15 protein-coding genes are annotated in these 15,735 nt (G+C 66.9%); 9 read left to right on the top strand and 6 right to left on the bottom strand.

Annotated elements, in window-relative coordinates; genetic code table 11:
• Nucleotides 1-144 precede the first annotated feature (144 nt).
• The 4 genes from QTH87_RS14465 to QTH87_RS14450 all read right to left on the bottom strand — a co-directional run bounded on the left by QTH87_RS14465 (nucleotide 145) and on the right by QTH87_RS14450 (nucleotide 3,176).
• Complete coding sequence (locus tag QTH87_RS14465; RefSeq protein ID WP_286609950.1) at nucleotides 145-1,011, bottom strand: tetratricopeptide repeat protein; 867 nt, start codon at nucleotides 1,009-1,011, stop codon at nucleotides 145-147.
• Nucleotides 1,008-1,937 (bottom strand): non-homologous end joining protein Ku, encoded by a 930-nt coding sequence (gene ku / locus QTH87_RS14460; RefSeq protein ID WP_286609948.1) that lies wholly within the window; start codon nucleotides 1,935-1,937, stop codon nucleotides 1,008-1,010. Before ku (QTH87_RS14460) ends, QTH87_RS14465 begins: the two co-directional genes overlap by 4 nt.
• Before the next feature lie 142 nt (nucleotides 1,938-2,079).
• Nucleotides 2,080-2,991 (bottom strand): non-homologous end joining protein Ku, encoded by a 912-nt coding sequence (gene ku / locus QTH87_RS14455; RefSeq protein WP_286609947.1) that lies wholly within the window; start codon nucleotides 2,989-2,991, stop codon nucleotides 2,080-2,082.
• A gap of 8 nt (nucleotides 2,992-2,999) precedes the next feature.
• On the bottom strand, nucleotides 3,000-3,176 hold the full coding sequence (locus QTH87_RS14450) for a DUF3606 domain-containing protein (RefSeq protein ID WP_286609946.1): 177 nt from the start codon (nucleotides 3,174-3,176) through the stop codon (nucleotides 3,000-3,002).
• Between the two features lie 179 nt (nucleotides 3,177-3,355).
• On the opposite strand from QTH87_RS14450, the gene QTH87_RS14445 reads away from it, so the two are divergent.
• From QTH87_RS14445 to QTH87_RS14415, 7 genes are all read left to right on the top strand, one after another.
• Nucleotides 3,356-3,568: a hypothetical protein gene (locus tag QTH87_RS14445; protein WP_286609945.1), complete on the top strand. Its 213-nt coding sequence runs from the start codon at nucleotides 3,356-3,358 to the stop codon at nucleotides 3,566-3,568.
• A gap of 153 nt (nucleotides 3,569-3,721) precedes the next feature.
• On the top strand, nucleotides 3,722-3,928 hold the full coding sequence (locus QTH87_RS14440) for a hypothetical protein (protein WP_286609943.1): 207 nt from the start codon (nucleotides 3,722-3,724) through the stop codon (nucleotides 3,926-3,928).
• A gap of 269 nt (nucleotides 3,929-4,197) precedes the next feature.
• The gene (locus tag QTH87_RS14435) at nucleotides 4,198-7,080 is read left to right on the top strand and encodes a 2-oxoglutarate dehydrogenase E1 component (RefSeq protein ID WP_286609941.1); all 2,883 of its coding nucleotides are present in this window, start codon (nucleotides 4,198-4,200) and stop codon (nucleotides 7,078-7,080) included.
• 78 nt (nucleotides 7,081-7,158) lie between these two features.
• Nucleotides 7,159-8,430 (top strand): 2-oxoglutarate dehydrogenase complex dihydrolipoyllysine-residue succinyltransferase, encoded by a 1,272-nt coding sequence (odhB, locus tag QTH87_RS14430; protein WP_286609939.1) that lies wholly within the window; start codon nucleotides 7,159-7,161, stop codon nucleotides 8,428-8,430.
• 165 nt (nucleotides 8,431-8,595) lie between these two features.
• Complete coding sequence (gene lpdA / locus QTH87_RS14425; RefSeq protein ID WP_286609936.1) at nucleotides 8,596-10,023, top strand: dihydrolipoyl dehydrogenase; 1,428 nt, start codon at nucleotides 8,596-8,598, stop codon at nucleotides 10,021-10,023.
• Nucleotides 10,024-10,027: 4 nt separating this feature from the next.
• Nucleotides 10,028-11,128: a cell division protein ZapE gene (gene zapE / locus QTH87_RS14420; protein WP_286609934.1), complete on the top strand. Its 1,101-nt coding sequence runs from the start codon at nucleotides 10,028-10,030 to the stop codon at nucleotides 11,126-11,128.
• Nucleotides 11,125-11,772, top strand: a complete 648-nt coding sequence (locus tag QTH87_RS14415) for a hypothetical protein (RefSeq protein WP_286609932.1) — start codon at nucleotides 11,125-11,127, stop codon at nucleotides 11,770-11,772. Before zapE ends, QTH87_RS14415 begins: the two co-directional genes overlap by 4 nt.
• Before the next feature lie 35 nt (nucleotides 11,773-11,807).
• Here the strand turns inward: QTH87_RS14415 and QTH87_RS14410 are convergent, their stop codons facing one another.
• Nucleotides 11,808-12,578, bottom strand: a complete 771-nt coding sequence (locus tag QTH87_RS14410; RefSeq protein ID WP_286609930.1) for a PP2C family protein-serine/threonine phosphatase — start codon at nucleotides 12,576-12,578, stop codon at nucleotides 11,808-11,810.
• A gap of 122 nt (nucleotides 12,579-12,700) precedes the next feature.
• Between QTH87_RS14410 and QTH87_RS14405 the strand changes: the two genes are divergently transcribed.
• Nucleotides 12,701-12,904, top strand: coding sequence for a YdcH family protein (locus QTH87_RS14405; protein ID WP_286609928.1), 204 nt, complete (start codon nucleotides 12,701-12,703; stop codon nucleotides 12,902-12,904).
• Nucleotides 12,904-14,913: a DNA repair helicase YoaA gene (gene yoaA / locus QTH87_RS14400; protein ID WP_286609927.1), complete on the top strand. Its 2,010-nt coding sequence runs from the start codon at nucleotides 12,904-12,906 to the stop codon at nucleotides 14,911-14,913. The genes QTH87_RS14405 and yoaA overlap by 1 nt, the downstream gene beginning before the upstream one ends.
• Before the next feature lie 6 nt (nucleotides 14,914-14,919).
• Here yoaA and QTH87_RS14395 read toward each other — a convergent pair whose 3' ends face one another.
• Entirely contained in the window at nucleotides 14,920-15,729 is an 810-nt protein-coding gene (locus tag QTH87_RS14395) for an outer membrane protein assembly factor BamD (RefSeq protein WP_286609926.1), read from the bottom strand.
• Nucleotides 15,730-15,735 lie beyond the last annotated feature (6 nt).

The raw sequence follows: 15,735 nt of genomic DNA, 5'->3' as shown, positions 1-15,735 counted from the left end.
CGTCCGACAGCCCATGGAGGGGCGCGGTATGGAGGCGGTGGGAATCCCGGATGGCAGAAAGCCGTCCGGCGCTTGATATTTTGGACGCGCTCCGGCGGCGCAGGTTCGCCGCCTATCGGGCCGGACTGCCAACAATGCCCGCCCTCACCGCTTTTTCTGCAGTCGGCGGTAGGCGCTGAAGTGGCGGATCGCCTGCTTCTGGTCGCCCAGATGATCGTAGAGGCGGGCGGCGTTGAAGTGGGCGTCCGCGAAGTCGGGGTCGATCGCGAGACAGCTTTCGTAGCCTTGCAGCGCTTCCTCCAGGCGGCCCAGGTCGTCGAGCGTGACCGCACGGTTGAAATGCAGCAAGGTCGCCAACGGCGAGTGACGCAGTCCGAGGTCGTAGAGCGCCACCGCCTCGGCGCCGCGGTTCGATTCGCTCAGCAGCGCGCCGAGGTTCAGGCAGGCGTCGGCATGGCCCGGTGAATCTGCGAGCAGCGCTCGGTAGAGGCGCTCGGCGGTGGCCGGGTCGGCTGTCTCGAGCGCCTCGGCCTGCGCGAACACGGTGTCGCTCGAGGGCGCCGGCTCGGGCGGAAGTGGCAACGACGCGGACGAAGCGGCGCTGCGCCCATGGTCAACGAAAGCCACCGAGCCCGGCAGCGCCTCGACCTCGAAATCCATCAGCAGCTGCCCCGACTCGGCCTCCCAGCGGCTGCCGCGCTCGTGCACCGCGATCGAACTGCCGACCGCGGTGATGCGCAGGCCGCTCAAGGGCAACTCGGCCGGCAGGCTGGCCCGAAGGCGCTGCAGCGCCCGCACGATGCGTCGCGTCGGAATCGCCGCCTGCTGCAGCCGATGGGCGGTGCGCAGCAGCACGACGTCGCGAAACGAGAAGCGGTATTCGTTGCGTGGCCCGCGCGCAGGCGTGACGAAGCCATGGGCGATCAGTCGCGATACCGCGCTGCGCGAAAGCCCCAGCATTTCCTGGAGGGCACGCAGCGTGTGCGGCGCCTCGGCCTCTGGCCCGCTCACTTGCGCGATCGCGCGCGTGCAGGTGTCGCGACCTCTTCGGCGGCCGGCTTGGCCGCAGCGCGCCTGATGCCTTTCTTGGCGGCCAGCGGCGTGACCTCTTCGGGAGCCGTCCCGGCGCCCTTGCGCGGTGCACGCGCAGCGCCGGCACCGCCGCGCACGAGGCTCGCACGGAGCATCTCGGTCAGGTCGATGATCTGGCCGCTGCTCTCGCTTTCGCGTTCTTCGGTCGCCACCACCTGCTTGCCGGCGATCTTGGCGTCGATCGCGGCCAGGATGCGCTGCTTTTCTTCGTCGACGTATTCGGCCGGGTCGTAGTTGTCGGCCGCGATCTGGTCGATCAGCTGAAGCGCGAGCTTGACCTCGGCGTCCGATGGCTTCACGTCCTCGATCTCGAGCTCCTTCATCGATCGGACCTCGTCGGCGTAGAGCAGCTGCTGCAGCACGAGGCCGTCGTCGGCTGCACGCACCTGGACGACGTACTGCTTTCCCTTCCAGGCCCATTTGGCGAGGGCGCAGCGGCCGCTCTTCTGCATTGCGGCGCGCAGCAGCGAATACGACTTGCCGCCTCGCTTGTCGGGTGCGAGGAAGTAGGCCTTGTCGTAGTAGAGCGGGTCGACCGCCTTCTCGGGAATGAAGCTGACGATCTCGACCGTGTGGTTGGCGCTTTCCTCGACGGCCTTGAGTTCGTCGGGCGTGAAGAGGACGTAGCGGTCCTTCTCGAACTCGTAGCCCTTGATCATCTCGGAGCGCGGCACGATGGTGCCCGGATCCTTCTCCGACACGTATTGCTGCTTGACCCGCGACCCGTCGCGCGTGAGCAGGTTGAAGCGGATCGTGCCGCTGCTCTCGGTGGCCGAATAAAGCTTGACCGGGATCGACACGAGGCCGAATCCGAGCGAGAGCGATGCGATCGAGCGAGCAGCCATTGCTACCTCCGAGGCGTAGGCGATGCGGGGTCGGGAATGAACCCGAGTCGCGCAGGATGCCACTTTCCAGTGGGTTCGAACAGGGGAGGGTGGCGTGGAAGCATCGGCGGGGCAGGCCGCGCAACGCCGGCAGTCAGGCTCTTCATGCGGCCTTGCGCACCTGCTTCGCCGGGGCCTTGCTCGAAGTCTTCGCGGCTGTCTTCGGCTTCTTCTTCGTGGCGGCGCCCTTGCTTGCGCCTGCTGCGCTTCCGCTCCTGTGCCGGCCCTTGAGGCTGCGTTGCAGCAGCTCGGTCAGGTCGATGATCTCGGCGCCTTCGTGCGACGACTCTTCCTCGGGCTCCATCACGGTCTCGGTATCGCCGGCCTTGACCTTCTTGTCGACCAGCTTCATGACCGCGTGCTTGAACTCGTCCTTGAACTCGTCCGGCTTCCAGGGCCCGGTCATGTCGGACACGAGCTGCTCGGCCATCTTCATCTCGGCGGCGCTGATCTTCGTCGCCTTGAGGCCCGCCGGGGGTAGTTCGAGGCCGTCGAGACTCCTGACCTCGTCGCCCCAGCGCATGAGGTTCAGCACCAGTGCCCGCTCCGAGGGCACCAGCACGGCCAGATGTTGCTTGGTGGCGATCACCACCTTGGCAAGACCGAGCTTGCCGGTCTTTTGCAATGTCTCACGCAGCAGCGCGTACACCTTCTGGCCCCGGTTGATCGGCTCGACGTAGTAGGGGCGTTCGAGGTACACAAAGGGGATTTCGGCGGCCTCGACAAAGCGCAGGATCTCGATCGTCTGCGTCGTACGGGGGTATACCGCCTCGATTTCGTCGGGCGAGATCACGGCGTACTTGCCTTCCGCATAGGCCACGCCCTTGACGATGTCGTCCTTGTCGACTTCCTTGCCGGTCTTCTTGTTGATCCGCTTGTAGCCGACCGGGTCCATGGTTCGCTTGTCGAGCCAGTCGAAGTCGACGCCCTGCTCGCTGGTGGCCGTATGGAGGCCGACCGGGATGTGCACCAGCCCGAAAGTGATCGCACCTTTCCAGATCGTCCTTCCGGCCATCCCGGTGCTCACTTCTTGCCGAGGTGCACGGCGATCTGCTCGGGAGAGGCGCCGACGTCGGCCACCGCCTGCCTCAAGGCCATCTCGCTCACGCCCAGGCGCTGACACCACAGGTCGACTTCGCTTGCCTGGTTGATATCGATGGTGCTGCTCCGGTCTTCGAGCACATGCAGGTCGTCGGCCATGGGGTTCTCCGTAGGTAGGACTCGAGGATCGCGTTCCGACCCACGACTCGATGGCGGAGAAATCCGGATGTTGCTGCAGGACGAGGCCTATCCCGGGCACGACGCGGGTGGGCTTGCTGTACGCTGGCACTCCCGCCAAGCCCAGCGGCTTGCCATGTCGTTTTTGATGGAGGATTCCGATGCCCGCAAATGCCCGAGTGACAGGAACGGTCGAATACCGCGCCGGTGACGGACCCCTGATCGCGATCCCGCAGGGTCCGATCGAGGTCCAGATGTCGATCGACAGCGCGGTGATCAGCTGGGGCGACGAAGGCGAGGTCCAGGTGGCCGCGATTCCCCTGGCCGATTACGAGCGCTGCCTTGAACAGGGCCTGATCACGCTCGACGCTTGACCGACCGTGGGTGGCCGGCCGAAGGTTTAGCGGGAGGTCGTGAAATCCGACCGGCCGCAACCGTGCGCAACTGCACAGGCCGGGCGAGCCGGCTCTCGCGCTGGGGGCCGTAAGCGGGCAGACTCGCAACACGGTGTAACAAGAAAGTCGATCATGGTTCTGATGTACTGGGTGTTGTTCGCGGCTGCGGTCGCTGCGCTGGTCGCTGGCTGGGTGTTCGTCGTTCCGCTCTGCCGCAGCTGGAAGCCGCTCGACCGGCGCATGGCCGAACAATCGGCGCGCTCGGCCGAGCTCGTGAGGGAATGCAGCAGCACCATGGGCTGCGGCACGGCTTTCGGACGCCTTTCCACCATTCGCTGAGCGTCGAACGCTTAAAGGCCCTTGCGCTGTCAGGGTCCGGCATCGCCGACTTGACCCTGACACGCGCCTCGCCGACCCTGAGCCGTCATTCCCCTCCCGCGACCCCTTGAGAACGCCCCAGGCGATGTCAAATGGTTGACGTGGCACAATGACGGAGTACTCAGGCCCTTCCCCAGCCACAGTCGCATCCGCCAATCGGTCCAGCCGTGTCGCGGAAGGTTTCTTAAACCAGCTAGTGCTTCCTTCAGGGAAGCGAAGGTCAGCGGAATATGAGCGATTCCTCGTCGACGGCTTCGTCCGTTTACAGCGCCTATCAAGGCAATACATACCTCTTCGGCGGCAATGCGCCCTACGTCGAGGAGATGTACGAAAACTACCTCTCCAACCCTGGCAGCGTTCCCGACAACTGGCGTTCGTATTTCGACGCGTTGCAGAACGTGCCGGCCACCGACGGCAGCAACACCAAGGACGTCCCGCACCTTCCGGTGATCAACGCCTTCGCGGAACGCGCCAAGCAGGGCACCACCAAGGTGGTGGTCGCGAGCGGCGCCGATTCCGAACTCGGCCGCAAGCGCACTGCCGTGCAGCAGCTGATTGCCGCCTATCGCAACGTCGGCGCCCGCTGGGCCGACCTCGACCCGCTCAAGCGCACCGAGCGTCCCGCCATTCCCGAACTCGAACCCTCGTTCTACGGCTTCGCCGACGCCGACCTCGAGACCGTGTTCAACACGAGCAACACCTTCTTCGGCAAGGACACGATGTCCCTGCGCGATCTGCTCAACGCGCTGCGCGAAACCTACTGCGGCACCATCGGCGCCGAGTACATGTACATGACCGACCAGGGCCAGAAGCGCTGGTGGCAGCAGAAGCTCGAGAGCGCCCGCACCAACCCGCTGCTGGGCGCCGAGCAGAAGAAGCGCGTGCTCGAGCGGCTGACCGCTGCCGAAGGCCTCGAGCGCTTCCTGCACACCAAGTACGTCGGCCAGAAGCGCTTCTCGCTGGAAGGCGGCGAGAGCTTCATCGTCTCGATGGACGAGCTGATCAACCAGGCCGGCCTCAAGGGCGTCCAGGAGATCGTGATCGGCATGGCCCACCGCGGCCGCCTCAACGTGCTGGTCAATTCGCTGGGCAAGCTGCCCGCCGACCTGTTCGCCGAGTTCGACCACACGGCGCCCGAGGAACTCCCGAGCGGCGACGTCAAGTACCACCAGGGCTTCAGCTCCGACGTCACCACGGCCGGAGGCCCGGTGCACCTGAGCCTCGCCTTCAACCCCTCGCACCTCGAGATCGTGAATCCGGTCGTCGAAGGCTCGGTGCGCGCCCGCATGGACCGTCGCGCCGACCCGCTCGGCAAGCAGGTGCTGCCGGTGATCGTGCACGGCGACGCCGCCTTCGCGGGCCAGGGCGTCGTGATGGAAACGCTGGCCCTGGCCGAGACCCGTGGCTATTCCACCGGCGGCACGGTGCACATCGTGATCAACAACCAGATCGGCTTCACCACCAGCGATCCGCGCGACAGCCGCTCGACGCTCTATTGCACCGACATCGTGAAGATGATCGAGGCGCCGGTGCTGCACGTGAACGGCGACGACCCCGAGGCCGTGGTGCTCGCCACCCAGCTCGCGCTCGAGTTCCGCATGGAATTCCAGAAGGACGTGGTGGTCGACATCATCTGCTTCCGCAAGCTCGGCCACAACGAGCAGGACACGCCCGCGCTGACGCAGCCGCTGATGTACAAGAAGATCGCCCAGCACCCGGGCACCCGCAAGCTGTACGCCGACAAGCTCGCGGCCCAGGGCCTGGGTGCCACGCTCGGCGACGACATGGTCAAGGCCCAGCGCGCCGCCTTCGACGCCGGCAAGAACACCTCGGACCCGGTGCTCACCAACTTCAAGAGCAAGTACGCGGTCGACTGGAGCCCCTTCCTCAACAAGAAGTGGACCGACGCGGGCGACACCGCCATTCCCACCGCCGAGTGGAAGCGGCTGGCCGAGCGCATAACCAAGGCGCCCGAAGGCTTCACGGTGCATCCGCTGGTCAAGAAGGTGCTGGACGACCGCGCCGCCATGGGCCGCGGCGACGTCAACGTCGACTGGGGCATGGGCGAGCACATGGCCTTCGCCTCGCTGGTCGCCAGCGGCTATCCGGTGCGCCTGTCGGGCGAGGACTGCGGCCGCGGCACCTTCACGCACCGCCACGCGGTGCTGCACGACCAGAACCGCGAGAAGTTCGACGAAGGCACCTACGTGCCGCTCCAGAACGTGGCCGACAACCAGGCACCGTTCGTCGTCATCGACTCGATCCTTTCGGAAGAGGCTGTGCTGGCCTTCGAATACGGCTACGCCTCGAACGACCCCAACACGCTGGTGATCTGGGAAGCGCAGTTCGGCGACTTCGTGAACGGTGCGCAGGTCGTGATCGACCAGTTCATCGCTTCGGGCGAAGTCAAGTGGGGCCGGGTCAACGGCATCACGCTGATGCTGCCGCACGGCTACGAGGGACAGGGCCCCGAGCACAGCTCGGCGCGGCTCGAGCGCTTCATGCAGCTCGCGGCCGACACCAACATGCAGGTGGTGCAGCCCACGACCGCCAGCCAGATATTCCACCTGCTGCGTCGGCAGATGGTGCGCAACCTGCGCAAGCCGCTGATCATCATGACGCCGAAGTCGCTGCTGCGTAACAAGGATGCGACCTCGCCGCTGGTGGAGTTCACCAAGGGCAGCTTCCAGACGGTCATTCCCGACAGCAAGGATCTCAAGGCCGACAAGGTCAAGCGCGTGATCGCCTGCTCGGGCAAGGTCTACTACGACCTGGCCAAGAAGCGCGAGGAGAGGGGCAGCGACGACGTGGCGATCATTCGCGTCGAGCAGCTCTATCCGTTCCCGCACAAGGCCTTCGGCGCCGAACTGCGCAAGTACCCGAACCTGGTCGACGTGGTGTGGTCTCAGGACGAGCCGCAGAACCAGGGCGCCTGGTTCTTCGTGCAGCACTACATCCACGAGAACATGCAGGAAGGCCAGAAGCTCGGCTACTCGGGCCGGGCCGCCTCGGCCTCGCCGGCCGTGGGCTATTCGCATCTGCACCAGGAGCAGCAGAAGGCCCTGGTCGACGGCGCCTTCGGCAAGCTCAAGGGCTTCGTGCTGACCAAGTAGCAAGAGATCCAGAGACCACAGAGGGGCCGCCGTGCCCCTCGATCACTTTTTAAAAGAACACGAAGCGAGCAGATAAAAATGTCCATCGTTGAAGTCAAAGTCCCCCAGTTGTCCGAGTCCGTGGCCGAGGCCACCATGCTGCAGTGGAAGAAGAAGGCCGGCGAAGCCGTTGCCATCGATGAAATCCTGATCGAGATCGAGACCGACAAGGTCGTGCTCGAAGTGCCCGCGCCGGCCGCCGGCGTGCTGGCCGAGATCGTCCAGGGCGACGGCGCCACTGTCACGGCCGAACAGCTGATCGCGAAGATCGATACCGAAGGCAAGGCCGGCGCCGCAGCGCCTGCCGCAGCCCCCGCAGCAGCAGCCGCGCCCGCCGCCGCGCCGGCCGCCGCAGCTGCCGCCGCCACCGGCGGCTCGAAGTCCGATGTCGCGATGCCCGCTGCCGCCAAGCTGCTGGCCGACAACAATCTCAAGACCGGCGACGTCGCCGGGACCGGCAAGGATGGCCGCGTGACCAAGGGCGACGTGCTCGGTGCCGTCGCCTCGGGCACCACCGCCAAGGTGGCGCCGCCCGTGCCGGCCCCGACCGGCGCGCCCAAGGCTGCGCTGCCTCAGGTGGCCGCACCGACCCGCGCGCCCGACCTCGGCGACCGCCCTGAAGAGCGCGTGCCGATGAGCCGCCTGCGCGCCCGCATCGCCGAGCGCCTGCTGCAGTCGCAGTCGACCAACGCCATCCTCACCACCTTCAACGAAGTCAACATGGCCCCGGTCATGGAGATGCGCAAGAAGTTCCAGGACGCGTTCACCAAGGAACACGGCGTCAAGATCGGCTTCATGAGCTTCTTCGTGAAGGCCGCGGTGCATGCGCTCAAGAAGTACCCGGTGATCAACGCCTCGGTCGACGGCAACGACATCGTCTATCACGGCTACTTCGACATCGGCATCGCGGTCGGTTCGCCGCGCGGCCTGGTGGTGCCGATCCTGCGCAACGCCGACCAGATGAGCTTCGCCGACATCGAGAAGAAGATCGCCGAGTTCGGCCAGAAGGCCAAGGACGGCAAGCTCGGCATCGAGGAGATGACCGGCGGCACCTTCTCGATCTCCAATGGCGGCACCTTCGGCTCGATGCTCTCGACCCCGATCATCAACCCGCCGCAGTCGGCCATCCTCGGCGTGCACGCGACCAAGGACCGCGCAGTGGTCGAGAACGGCCAGATCGTCGTTCGCCCGATGAACTACCTGGCCATGAGCTACGACCACCGCATCATCGACGGCCGCGAAGCCGTGCTGGGCCTGGTTGCCATGAAGGAAGCGCTGGAAGATCCGTCGCGCCTCCTGTTCGATATCTGACCCACCCCCGTTGCTTGCTCACTTCGTGTAGCCGCCTCCCCCCTCGAGGGGGCACCACCAGCGGCCCGGCAAAGCCGGTTCCGCGGTGGTCCTTGAAAGGGCCTCGCTTCGCTCGCCGCGAAGAATGACGGACGCAGGCGGCACGATCACCAAAGAAAGACTTTCATGTCCAAACAATTCGACGTCGTCGTCATCGGCGGCGGTCCTGGCGGCTACATCGCGGCGATCCGCGCCGCGCAGCTGGGCTTCAACGTGGCCTGCATCGACGAGTGGAAGAACGCCAAGGGCGGTCCCGCGCTCGGCGGCACCTGCACCAACATCGGCTGCATTCCCTCGAAGGCGCTGTTGCAATCGTCCGAGCACTACGAGCACGCCGGCCATGCCTTCGCCGACCACGGCATCAAGATCGAGGGCCTGGGCCTGGACGTCGCGAAGATGCTCGCGCGCAAGGACAACGTCGTGAAGCAGAACAACGACGGCATCGTCTACCTGTTCAAGAAGAACAAGGTCGCGTTCTTCCACGGCCGCGGCTCGTTCGTGAAGGCCTCCGACGCCGGCTACGAGATCAAGGTCTCGGGCGAGGCCGAAGAGACGATCACCGGCAAGCAGATCATCGTCGCGACCGGCTCGAATGCGCGTGCGCTGCCGGGCACACCCTTCGACGAGGAGAACATCCTCTCGAACGACGGCGCGCTGCGCATCGGCGCCGTGCCCAAGAAGCTCGCGCTGATCGGCTCCGGCGTGATCGGCCTCGAGATGGGCTCGGTCTGGCGCCGGCTCGGCGCCGAAGTGACCGTGCTCGAGGCCCTGCCGACCTTCCTCGGTGCGGTCGACGAGCAGATCGCCAAGGAAGCGCTCAAGGCCTTCACCAAGCAGAAGCTCAAGATCGAACTCGGCGTCAAGGTCGGCGAGATCAAGTCGGGCAAGAAGGGCGTCTCGATCGCCTACACCGATGCCAAGGGCGGCGCGCAGTCGCTCGAGGTCGACAAGCTGATCGTCTCGATCGGCCGCGTGCCGAACACCATCGGCCTCGGCGCCGAAGCGGTCGACCTCAAGCTCGACGAGCGCGGCGCGATCGTGGTCGACGAGGAATGCCGCACCAGCCTGCCCAACGTCTGGGCCATCGGCGACGTGGTGCGCGGCCCGATGCTCGCGCACAAGGCCGAGGAAGAAGGCGTGGCGGTGGCGGAGCGCATCGCGGGCCAGCATGGCCACGTGAACTTCAACACCATCCCGTGGGTGATCTACACCTCGCCCGAGATCGCCTGGGTGGGCCAGACCGAGCAGCAGCTCAAGGCCAGCGGCCGTGCCTACAAGGCCGGCACCTTCCCGTTCCTCGCCAATGGCCGGGCGCGCGCGCTGGGCGACACGACCGGCATGGTCAAATTCCTCGCCGACGCGGCGACCGACGAGATCCTGGGCGTCCACATGGTGGGCCCGATGGTCAGCGAGCTGATCTCCGAAGCCGTCGTGGCGATGGAGTTCAAGGCCAGCGCCGAGGACATCGCGCGCATCTGCCACGCCCATCCGTCGCTGTCCGAGGCGACCAAGGAAGCGGCCCTGGCCGTCGACAAGCGCACGCTGAACTTCTGAGTACGTGACGACCGTCAGGCAGGCGTACGACGCCGAGCTGGTAGCGCGGGGTTATCAAAGCGACCCCGCGCAGCTGCGCGCCGTCGAGGCGCTCGATCGCTGCGCCAGCGAATGGGCGGCCTACAAGGCCCAGCGTTCGAACGCCTTCAAGAAGCTGATCCATCGGCCCGAGATCCCGCGCGGGGTCTACATGTACGGCGGGGTGGGGCGCGGCAAGAGCTTCCTGATGGACTGCTTCTACAACGCCGTTCCGCTGCGCCGCAAGACACGGCTGCACTTTCACGAGTTCATGCGCGAGGTGCACCGCGAACTGGCTGACCTGCAGGGCACGGTCAATCCGCTCGACGAGCTCGGCCTGCGCATCTCCAAGCGCTACAAGCTGATCTGCTTCGACGAGTTCCATGTCGCGGACATCACCGACGCGATGATCCTGCACCGGCTGCTGCTGGCGCTGTTCGCGAACGGCGTCGGCTTCGTCACCACGTCCAACTTCAAGCCCGACGATCTCTACCCCGGCGGCCTGCACCGGGACCGCATCCTGCCCGCGATCGCGCTGCTGAACGAGCGCATGGAGGTTCTGAGCGTCGACAACGGCACCGACTACCGGCGCCGGACGCTGGAGCAGGTGCGGCTGTACCTCACGCCGAACGGTGCCGCAGCCGACAAGGAGATGCGCAAGGCATTCGAGCGCCTCGCCGAGAGCGCCGACGAGAATCCGGTGCTGCACATCGAGTCGCGCGAGATCCATGCGCGGCGCAAGGCCGGCGGCGTGGTCTGGTTCGACTTCAAGACGCTCTGCGGCGGTCCGCGCTCGCAGAACGACTACCTCGAGATCGCGACCCAGTTCCATACCGTGCTGCTGTCCGACGTGCCCTACATGCCGGTGCGGATGGCTTCCGAAGCCCGCCGTTTCACCTGGCTGGTCGATGTCTTCTACGATCGGCGCGTGAAGCTCATCATGTCGGCCGAGGTGGCGCCCGAGGCGTTGTATACCGAAGGCCCGCTGGCCCATGAGTTTCCGCGCACCGTTTCCCGCCTCAACGAGATGCAATCGGCGGAGTTCCTGGCCCTCGAACGCCGCACCGTCGACACCAGCCTCACATGAAGAACCTCGTTCCCGCCTTCCTGATCGTCCTGCTGGCCGCGATGCCGGCCTGGGCGCAGACGGCCCCGAACTCGGGCGGCAGCGATCTCGATGCCGAGCGCACCCGGCTGTCGCAGGAGCGCCAGGCGGTCGAGCAGCGCTACGACACCGAACGCGCGGCCTGCTACAAGAAGTTCGCGGTCGAAGGCTGCCTGCAGGAAAGCCGGCAGCGCCGACGCATGGCGACCGACGACATCAAGCGCCAGGAGGCCGCGATCAACGATCTGGTTCGCAAGCGGCGCGGTGCAGCGGCACTCGACCGGCTGGACGAGAAGGGCGCCAATGGGCGGCCCCAGGACACGCAGCAGAGGCGCGACGAATCCGTCAAGTCGCAGCAGGAGCGCGAACAGCGTGCGGCCGAGCATGCGGCAAGCCGTGCGCAGACGGCCGCCGAGGCCGCCGAGCGGCAGCGACAGTTCGACGACAAGCAGCGCGCGCACGCCGAGGAACAGGCCAAGGCCGCGCAGCGGCGTGCCGAGGCGCCTGCCGCGCGAGAGGCCTACGAGCGCAAGCTCGCGAACGCCGAGAAGCAGCGCCAGGAGAGCGAGAAGCGCAACGCCGCCAAGACCAAGCCGCGTTCCGCGCCGCTGCCGCCACCACCCTGAGGCAAGGCCGCGGGGGGGCAGCCTGCCCTGGGGATCTATTCGGCGGGCGGAAGCTCCTCGAGCTTCACGACCACCACCGAGATGTTGTCGCCGCCGCCGTGGGCGCGCCGGCGCGCCTCGGCCACCAGCAGCTCGACCGCTTCGCGCGGCGGCTTCTCGGCCAGCAGTTCGCCCATCTCGCTCGGGCTGAAGTAGTGCCAGAGGCCGTCGCTGCAGGCCATCAGCACGTCGCCGGTCTTCAGGCGCGGGATCAGGTGGACGTCGACCGGCGGCGGGGTCGACTTCATGCCGAGGCAACCCAGCAGGATGTTGCTCTGGGGATGGACGCTGGCTTCCTCCTCGTCGATCTCGCCGCGGTCTACCAGCACCTGCACGTACGAATGGTCCTTGGTGCGCTTGACCAGGCGGCCTTCGTGGAAGTGGTAGATGCGCGAATCGCCGGCGTGAATCCAGGCGCAGTCGCCCTCGGGATTCATCAGGAAGGCGGCCAGCGTGCTGTGCGGCTCCTGCTCGCTCGAGACGGCCGTGAGCTTGATCACGGTGTGGGCGTCCTCGAGCATCTGGCGCAGCATGCCGATCGGCTCGTCACGCCCCGGCTTGTAGCGCGCGAAGATCTGGCGGGCTGTCATCAGGACCTGGTCGGACGCCTTGCGTCCGCCGCTGCGGCCGCCCATGCCGTCGGCGATCACCGCCAGCACGCAGCCCTGCACGCGGGGGTGGGCGGCGATCAGGACCTGGTCCTGCTGGTAGGGGCGGTCACCCTTGTGGAGACCGGTTGCGGCTGCGATTCGAAAACCTCGGGTCATGTGGCGCGTGCTGCGCCGATGGCGCGGTCGTTGGTGTTGTCGTTCGAACGGGACGAAGACGTATTATCGAGTGAACGCAAGTCGCGGCCGTCATCCGGCCGCGTTGCTTTGCCCCTCGCCCCTTGGACTCCAATCTTCACTCATTTTCGCGCCAGCTGATCGAACTTCGGATCGAGCATGCCGATCTCGATGCCACGATCGACCGCCTCTCCGAGGTCGTGCCGCAGGACGAGCTGATGCTGCGGCGCCTCAAGAAGCGGCGGCTGGCGCTGCGCGACCAGATCGCGCGCCTCGTCGAACTGCTCGATCCCCAAGAGCCCGCCTGATGCCGCTCGAACAAGAGGTGCGCGAGGTCTTCGCGCAGGGTGGAGTGCTCTCGCATGCGGCCGACCACTTCCGCGAGCGCGACGGGCAGACCCAGATGGCGCTGGCCGTGGCGCGAACCATCGAGCAGGGCGGCGTGCTGGTGGTCGAGGCCGGCACGGGCGTCGGCAAGACCTTCTCCTATCTGGTGCCCGCACTGCTGAGCGGCGAGCGCGTGCTGCTGTCGACCGCCACCAAGACGCTGCAGGACCAGCTCTTCGGCCGCGACCTGCCGCGGCTCGTGACCGCACTGGGCCTTCCGGTTCGCACCGCGCTGCTCAAGGGCCGCGCGAGCTACCTGTGCCTGCACCGGCTCGACCAGGCGCGCCACGATGCGTCGCTGCCCGAGCGCGGCTCGCTGCGCACGCTGGCCAAGATCGAGCAGTGGTCCAAGGCCACGCGCACCGGCGACCTGGCCGAACTGCCGGGGCTCGACGAGCGCTCCCCGTTGATTCCGCTCGTGACCTCCACGCGCGACAACTGCCTGGGCGCACAGTGCCCCCAGTTCAAGCCCTGCCACGTGAATCTCGCGCGGCGCGAGGCGATGGCAGCCGACGTGGTGGTCATCAACCATCACCTGTTCTTTGCCGATCTCGCGGTGCGCGAGTCGGGAATGGCCGAACTGCTTCCGAGCGTGCGCGTCGTCGTGTTCGACGAAGCGCACCAGCTCAACGAGACCGGAGTGCAGTTCCTCGGGCTCCAACTCGGCACCGGACAGGCGCTCGATTTCGGGCGCGACCTGCTCGCGGCCGGCCTGCAGCAGGCACGCGGTCTGGTCGACTGGCAAGAGCTGGTCGGCGGGGTCGAACGCGCCGCGCGCGAGTTGCGCCTCGCGGTCGGCAAGCAATGGCCAGGCGCCAAGCTGCGCTGGGCCGGCGATGCGCCCGAGGGCATTCCGGCCGCGGCCTGGCAGCAGTCGCTCGAGGCCTTGCATCGGGCCTTCGAGCAGGCGGCGCAGGGCCTCGACACGGTCAGCGAGCTGTCGCCCGACTTCGTGCGCCTGCACGATCGCGCGCAGCAGCTCTCGCAGCGGGCGCAGCGCTTCGCCGATGCCTGCGCGGAGGGCTCGGTGCGCTGGGTCGACGTCGGTACCCAGCTGCGGCTGGTCGAGTCGCCGCTGGACATCGCCGAGGCAGTGCGCACCCGCGTGCTGAAGCTCGATGCGCAGGAACCCGAGGCACAGGGCCGTGCCTGGATCTTCACCTCGGCGACGCTGGGCGACGACCCCAGGCTGCGCTGGTTCACCGAACCCTGCGGCCTCGAGGGTGCCGAGGTGCTGCGCGTGCACAGTCCCTTCGATTACGCCGCCCAGGCCGCGCTCTACGTGCCGCGCGCGTTTCCGAAGCCCAACGATCCGGCCCACAGCCAGCAGGTGGCGCTGCTGGCCGCGCGCGGCGCTGCGACGCTGGGCGGCCGCACGCTGGTGCTGACCACCACGCTGCGCGCGCTGCGCACCATCGGCGACGCCATGAAGGCGCAGTTCGAACGGCTCGAGGTCGGCCTCCGGCCCGACGTGCTGGTGCAGGGCGAATTGCCCAAGCGCGTGCTGATGGACCGCTTCCGCGAGGGCGCGATCGCGGGCAGCGCCGGTTGCGTGCTGGTGGCCTCGGCCTCGTTCTGGGAAGGTTTCGACGCGCCAGGCGATGCGCTGCAGCTGGTGGTGATCGACAAGCTGCCGTTCCCGCCGCCCAACGATCCGCTGGTGGAGGCACGCTCGCAGCGGCTCGAAGCGCAGGGCCGCAGCGCCTTCGGCGACTATTCGCTGCCGGAGGCCGCGGTGTCGCTCAAGCAGGGAGCGGGGCGCCTGATCCGGCGCGAATCGGACCGAGGGGTGCTCGTCATTTGCGACACGCGCCTGGTGGCGATGGGCTACGGCAAGCGGCTGCTGGCGGCGCTGCCGCCGATGCGCCGGATCGAAGGCGAGGCCCAGCTGGAAGCCGAGATCGCCGCGCTCAACGACGCGCGGGACTGAGGCGCGCTACCAGAGCTTCCACCAGGGATCGTCCTTGGCGCGGAAGCCGCGCGTCAGGTATTCGCTCTTGGGGTAGTTGGTGGTGAGCACGCGCTGGGCGTCGTCGCGCAGGTCGTTCATGCCGAGCTTGTCGTACGACATCACCATGATGTAGAGGGCCTCTTCGATCGCCGGCACCTCGCGGTAGTCGGCCAGCGCGAGCTGAGCGCGGTTGATGGCCGCCAGGTAGGCGCCGCGCGTGTAGTAGTAGCGCGCCACGTGAACCTCGTACTGCGCGAGCGAGTTCACGATGTAGTTCATGCGCTGGCGCGCGTCGGGTGCGTAGCGCGAGGACGGGAAGCGCGTGACCAGTTCCTTGAACGATTCGAACGATTCCTTGGCTGCCTTCTGGTCGCGTTCGGAGAGGTCCTGGCGCGTCATCCACGCGAACATGCCGAGGTCGTCGTTGAAGTTGATCACGCCCTTGAGGTAGAGCGCGTAGTCGAATGCGGGGCTGGCCGGGTGCAGCTTCATGAAGCGGTCGAGCGTGGCGACGGCGGGCACCTTGTCGCCCGCCTTCCACTGGGCATAGGCCTTGTCGAGCTGGGCCTGCTGTGCGAGCGGCGTGCCGGCAGCGCGGCCTTCGAGCTTCTCGAACAGCGGCACCGCCTTGTCGAAGGCACCCGAATCGGTTTCTTCCTTGGCTTCGGAGTAGATCCGGTTGGGACTCCAGTTCGCGGTCTTGTCAACATCCGTCGACGAACACCCGGCGACCAGCCAGGCACCGGCACACAGGGCCAGCCAGGCGGGGACCACCGATAATTTGGCGCGAAACATCAGATA

The sequence above is a fragment of the Variovorax jilinensis genome (assembly GCF_030316885.1).
GTDB classification, from domain to species: Bacteria; Pseudomonadota; Gammaproteobacteria; order Burkholderiales; family Burkholderiaceae_C; genus Variovorax; species Variovorax jilinensis.
Note: the sequence above shows the minus strand (reverse complement) of the source record. Positions and strands in the feature narration are given on the sequence as shown.

Bases quoted from the DNA above. Each gene is read 5' to 3' on its own strand.
- QTH87_RS14445 (WP_286609945.1), top strand. From the start codon at position 3,356: ATGCCCGCAAATGCCCGAGTGACAGGAACGGTCGAATACCGCGCCGGT.
- ku (WP_286609948.1), bottom strand. From the start codon at position 1,937: ATGGCTGCTCGCTCGATCGCATCGCTCTCGCTCGGATTCGGCCTCGTG.
- QTH87_RS14440 (WP_286609943.1), top strand. From the start codon at position 3,722: ATGGTTCTGATGTACTGGGTGTTGTTCGCGGCTGCGGTCGCTGCGCTG.
- ku (WP_286609947.1), bottom strand. From the start codon at position 2,991: ATGGCCGGAAGGACGATCTGGAAAGGTGCGATCACTTTCGGGCTGGTG.
- QTH87_RS14435 (WP_286609941.1), top strand. From the start codon at position 4,198: ATGAGCGATTCCTCGTCGACGGCTTCGTCCGTTTACAGCGCCTATCAA.
- QTH87_RS14450 (WP_286609946.1), bottom strand. From the start codon at position 3,176: ATGGCCGACGACCTGCATGTGCTCGAAGACCGGAGCAGCACCATCGAT.
- QTH87_RS14415 (WP_286609932.1), top strand. From the start codon at position 11,125: ATGAAGAACCTCGTTCCCGCCTTCCTGATCGTCCTGCTGGCCGCGATG.
- odhB (WP_286609939.1), top strand. From the start codon at position 7,159: ATGTCCATCGTTGAAGTCAAAGTCCCCCAGTTGTCCGAGTCCGTGGCC.
- QTH87_RS14410 (WP_286609930.1), bottom strand. From the start codon at position 12,578: ATGACCCGAGGTTTTCGAATCGCAGCCGCAACCGGTCTCCACAAGGGT.
- lpdA (WP_286609936.1), top strand. From the start codon at position 8,596: ATGTCCAAACAATTCGACGTCGTCGTCATCGGCGGCGGTCCTGGCGGC.
- yoaA (WP_286609927.1), top strand. From the start codon at position 12,904: ATGCCGCTCGAACAAGAGGTGCGCGAGGTCTTCGCGCAGGGTGGAGTG.
- QTH87_RS14395 (WP_286609926.1), bottom strand. From the start codon at position 15,729: ATGTTTCGCGCCAAATTATCGGTGGTCCCCGCCTGGCTGGCCCTGTGT.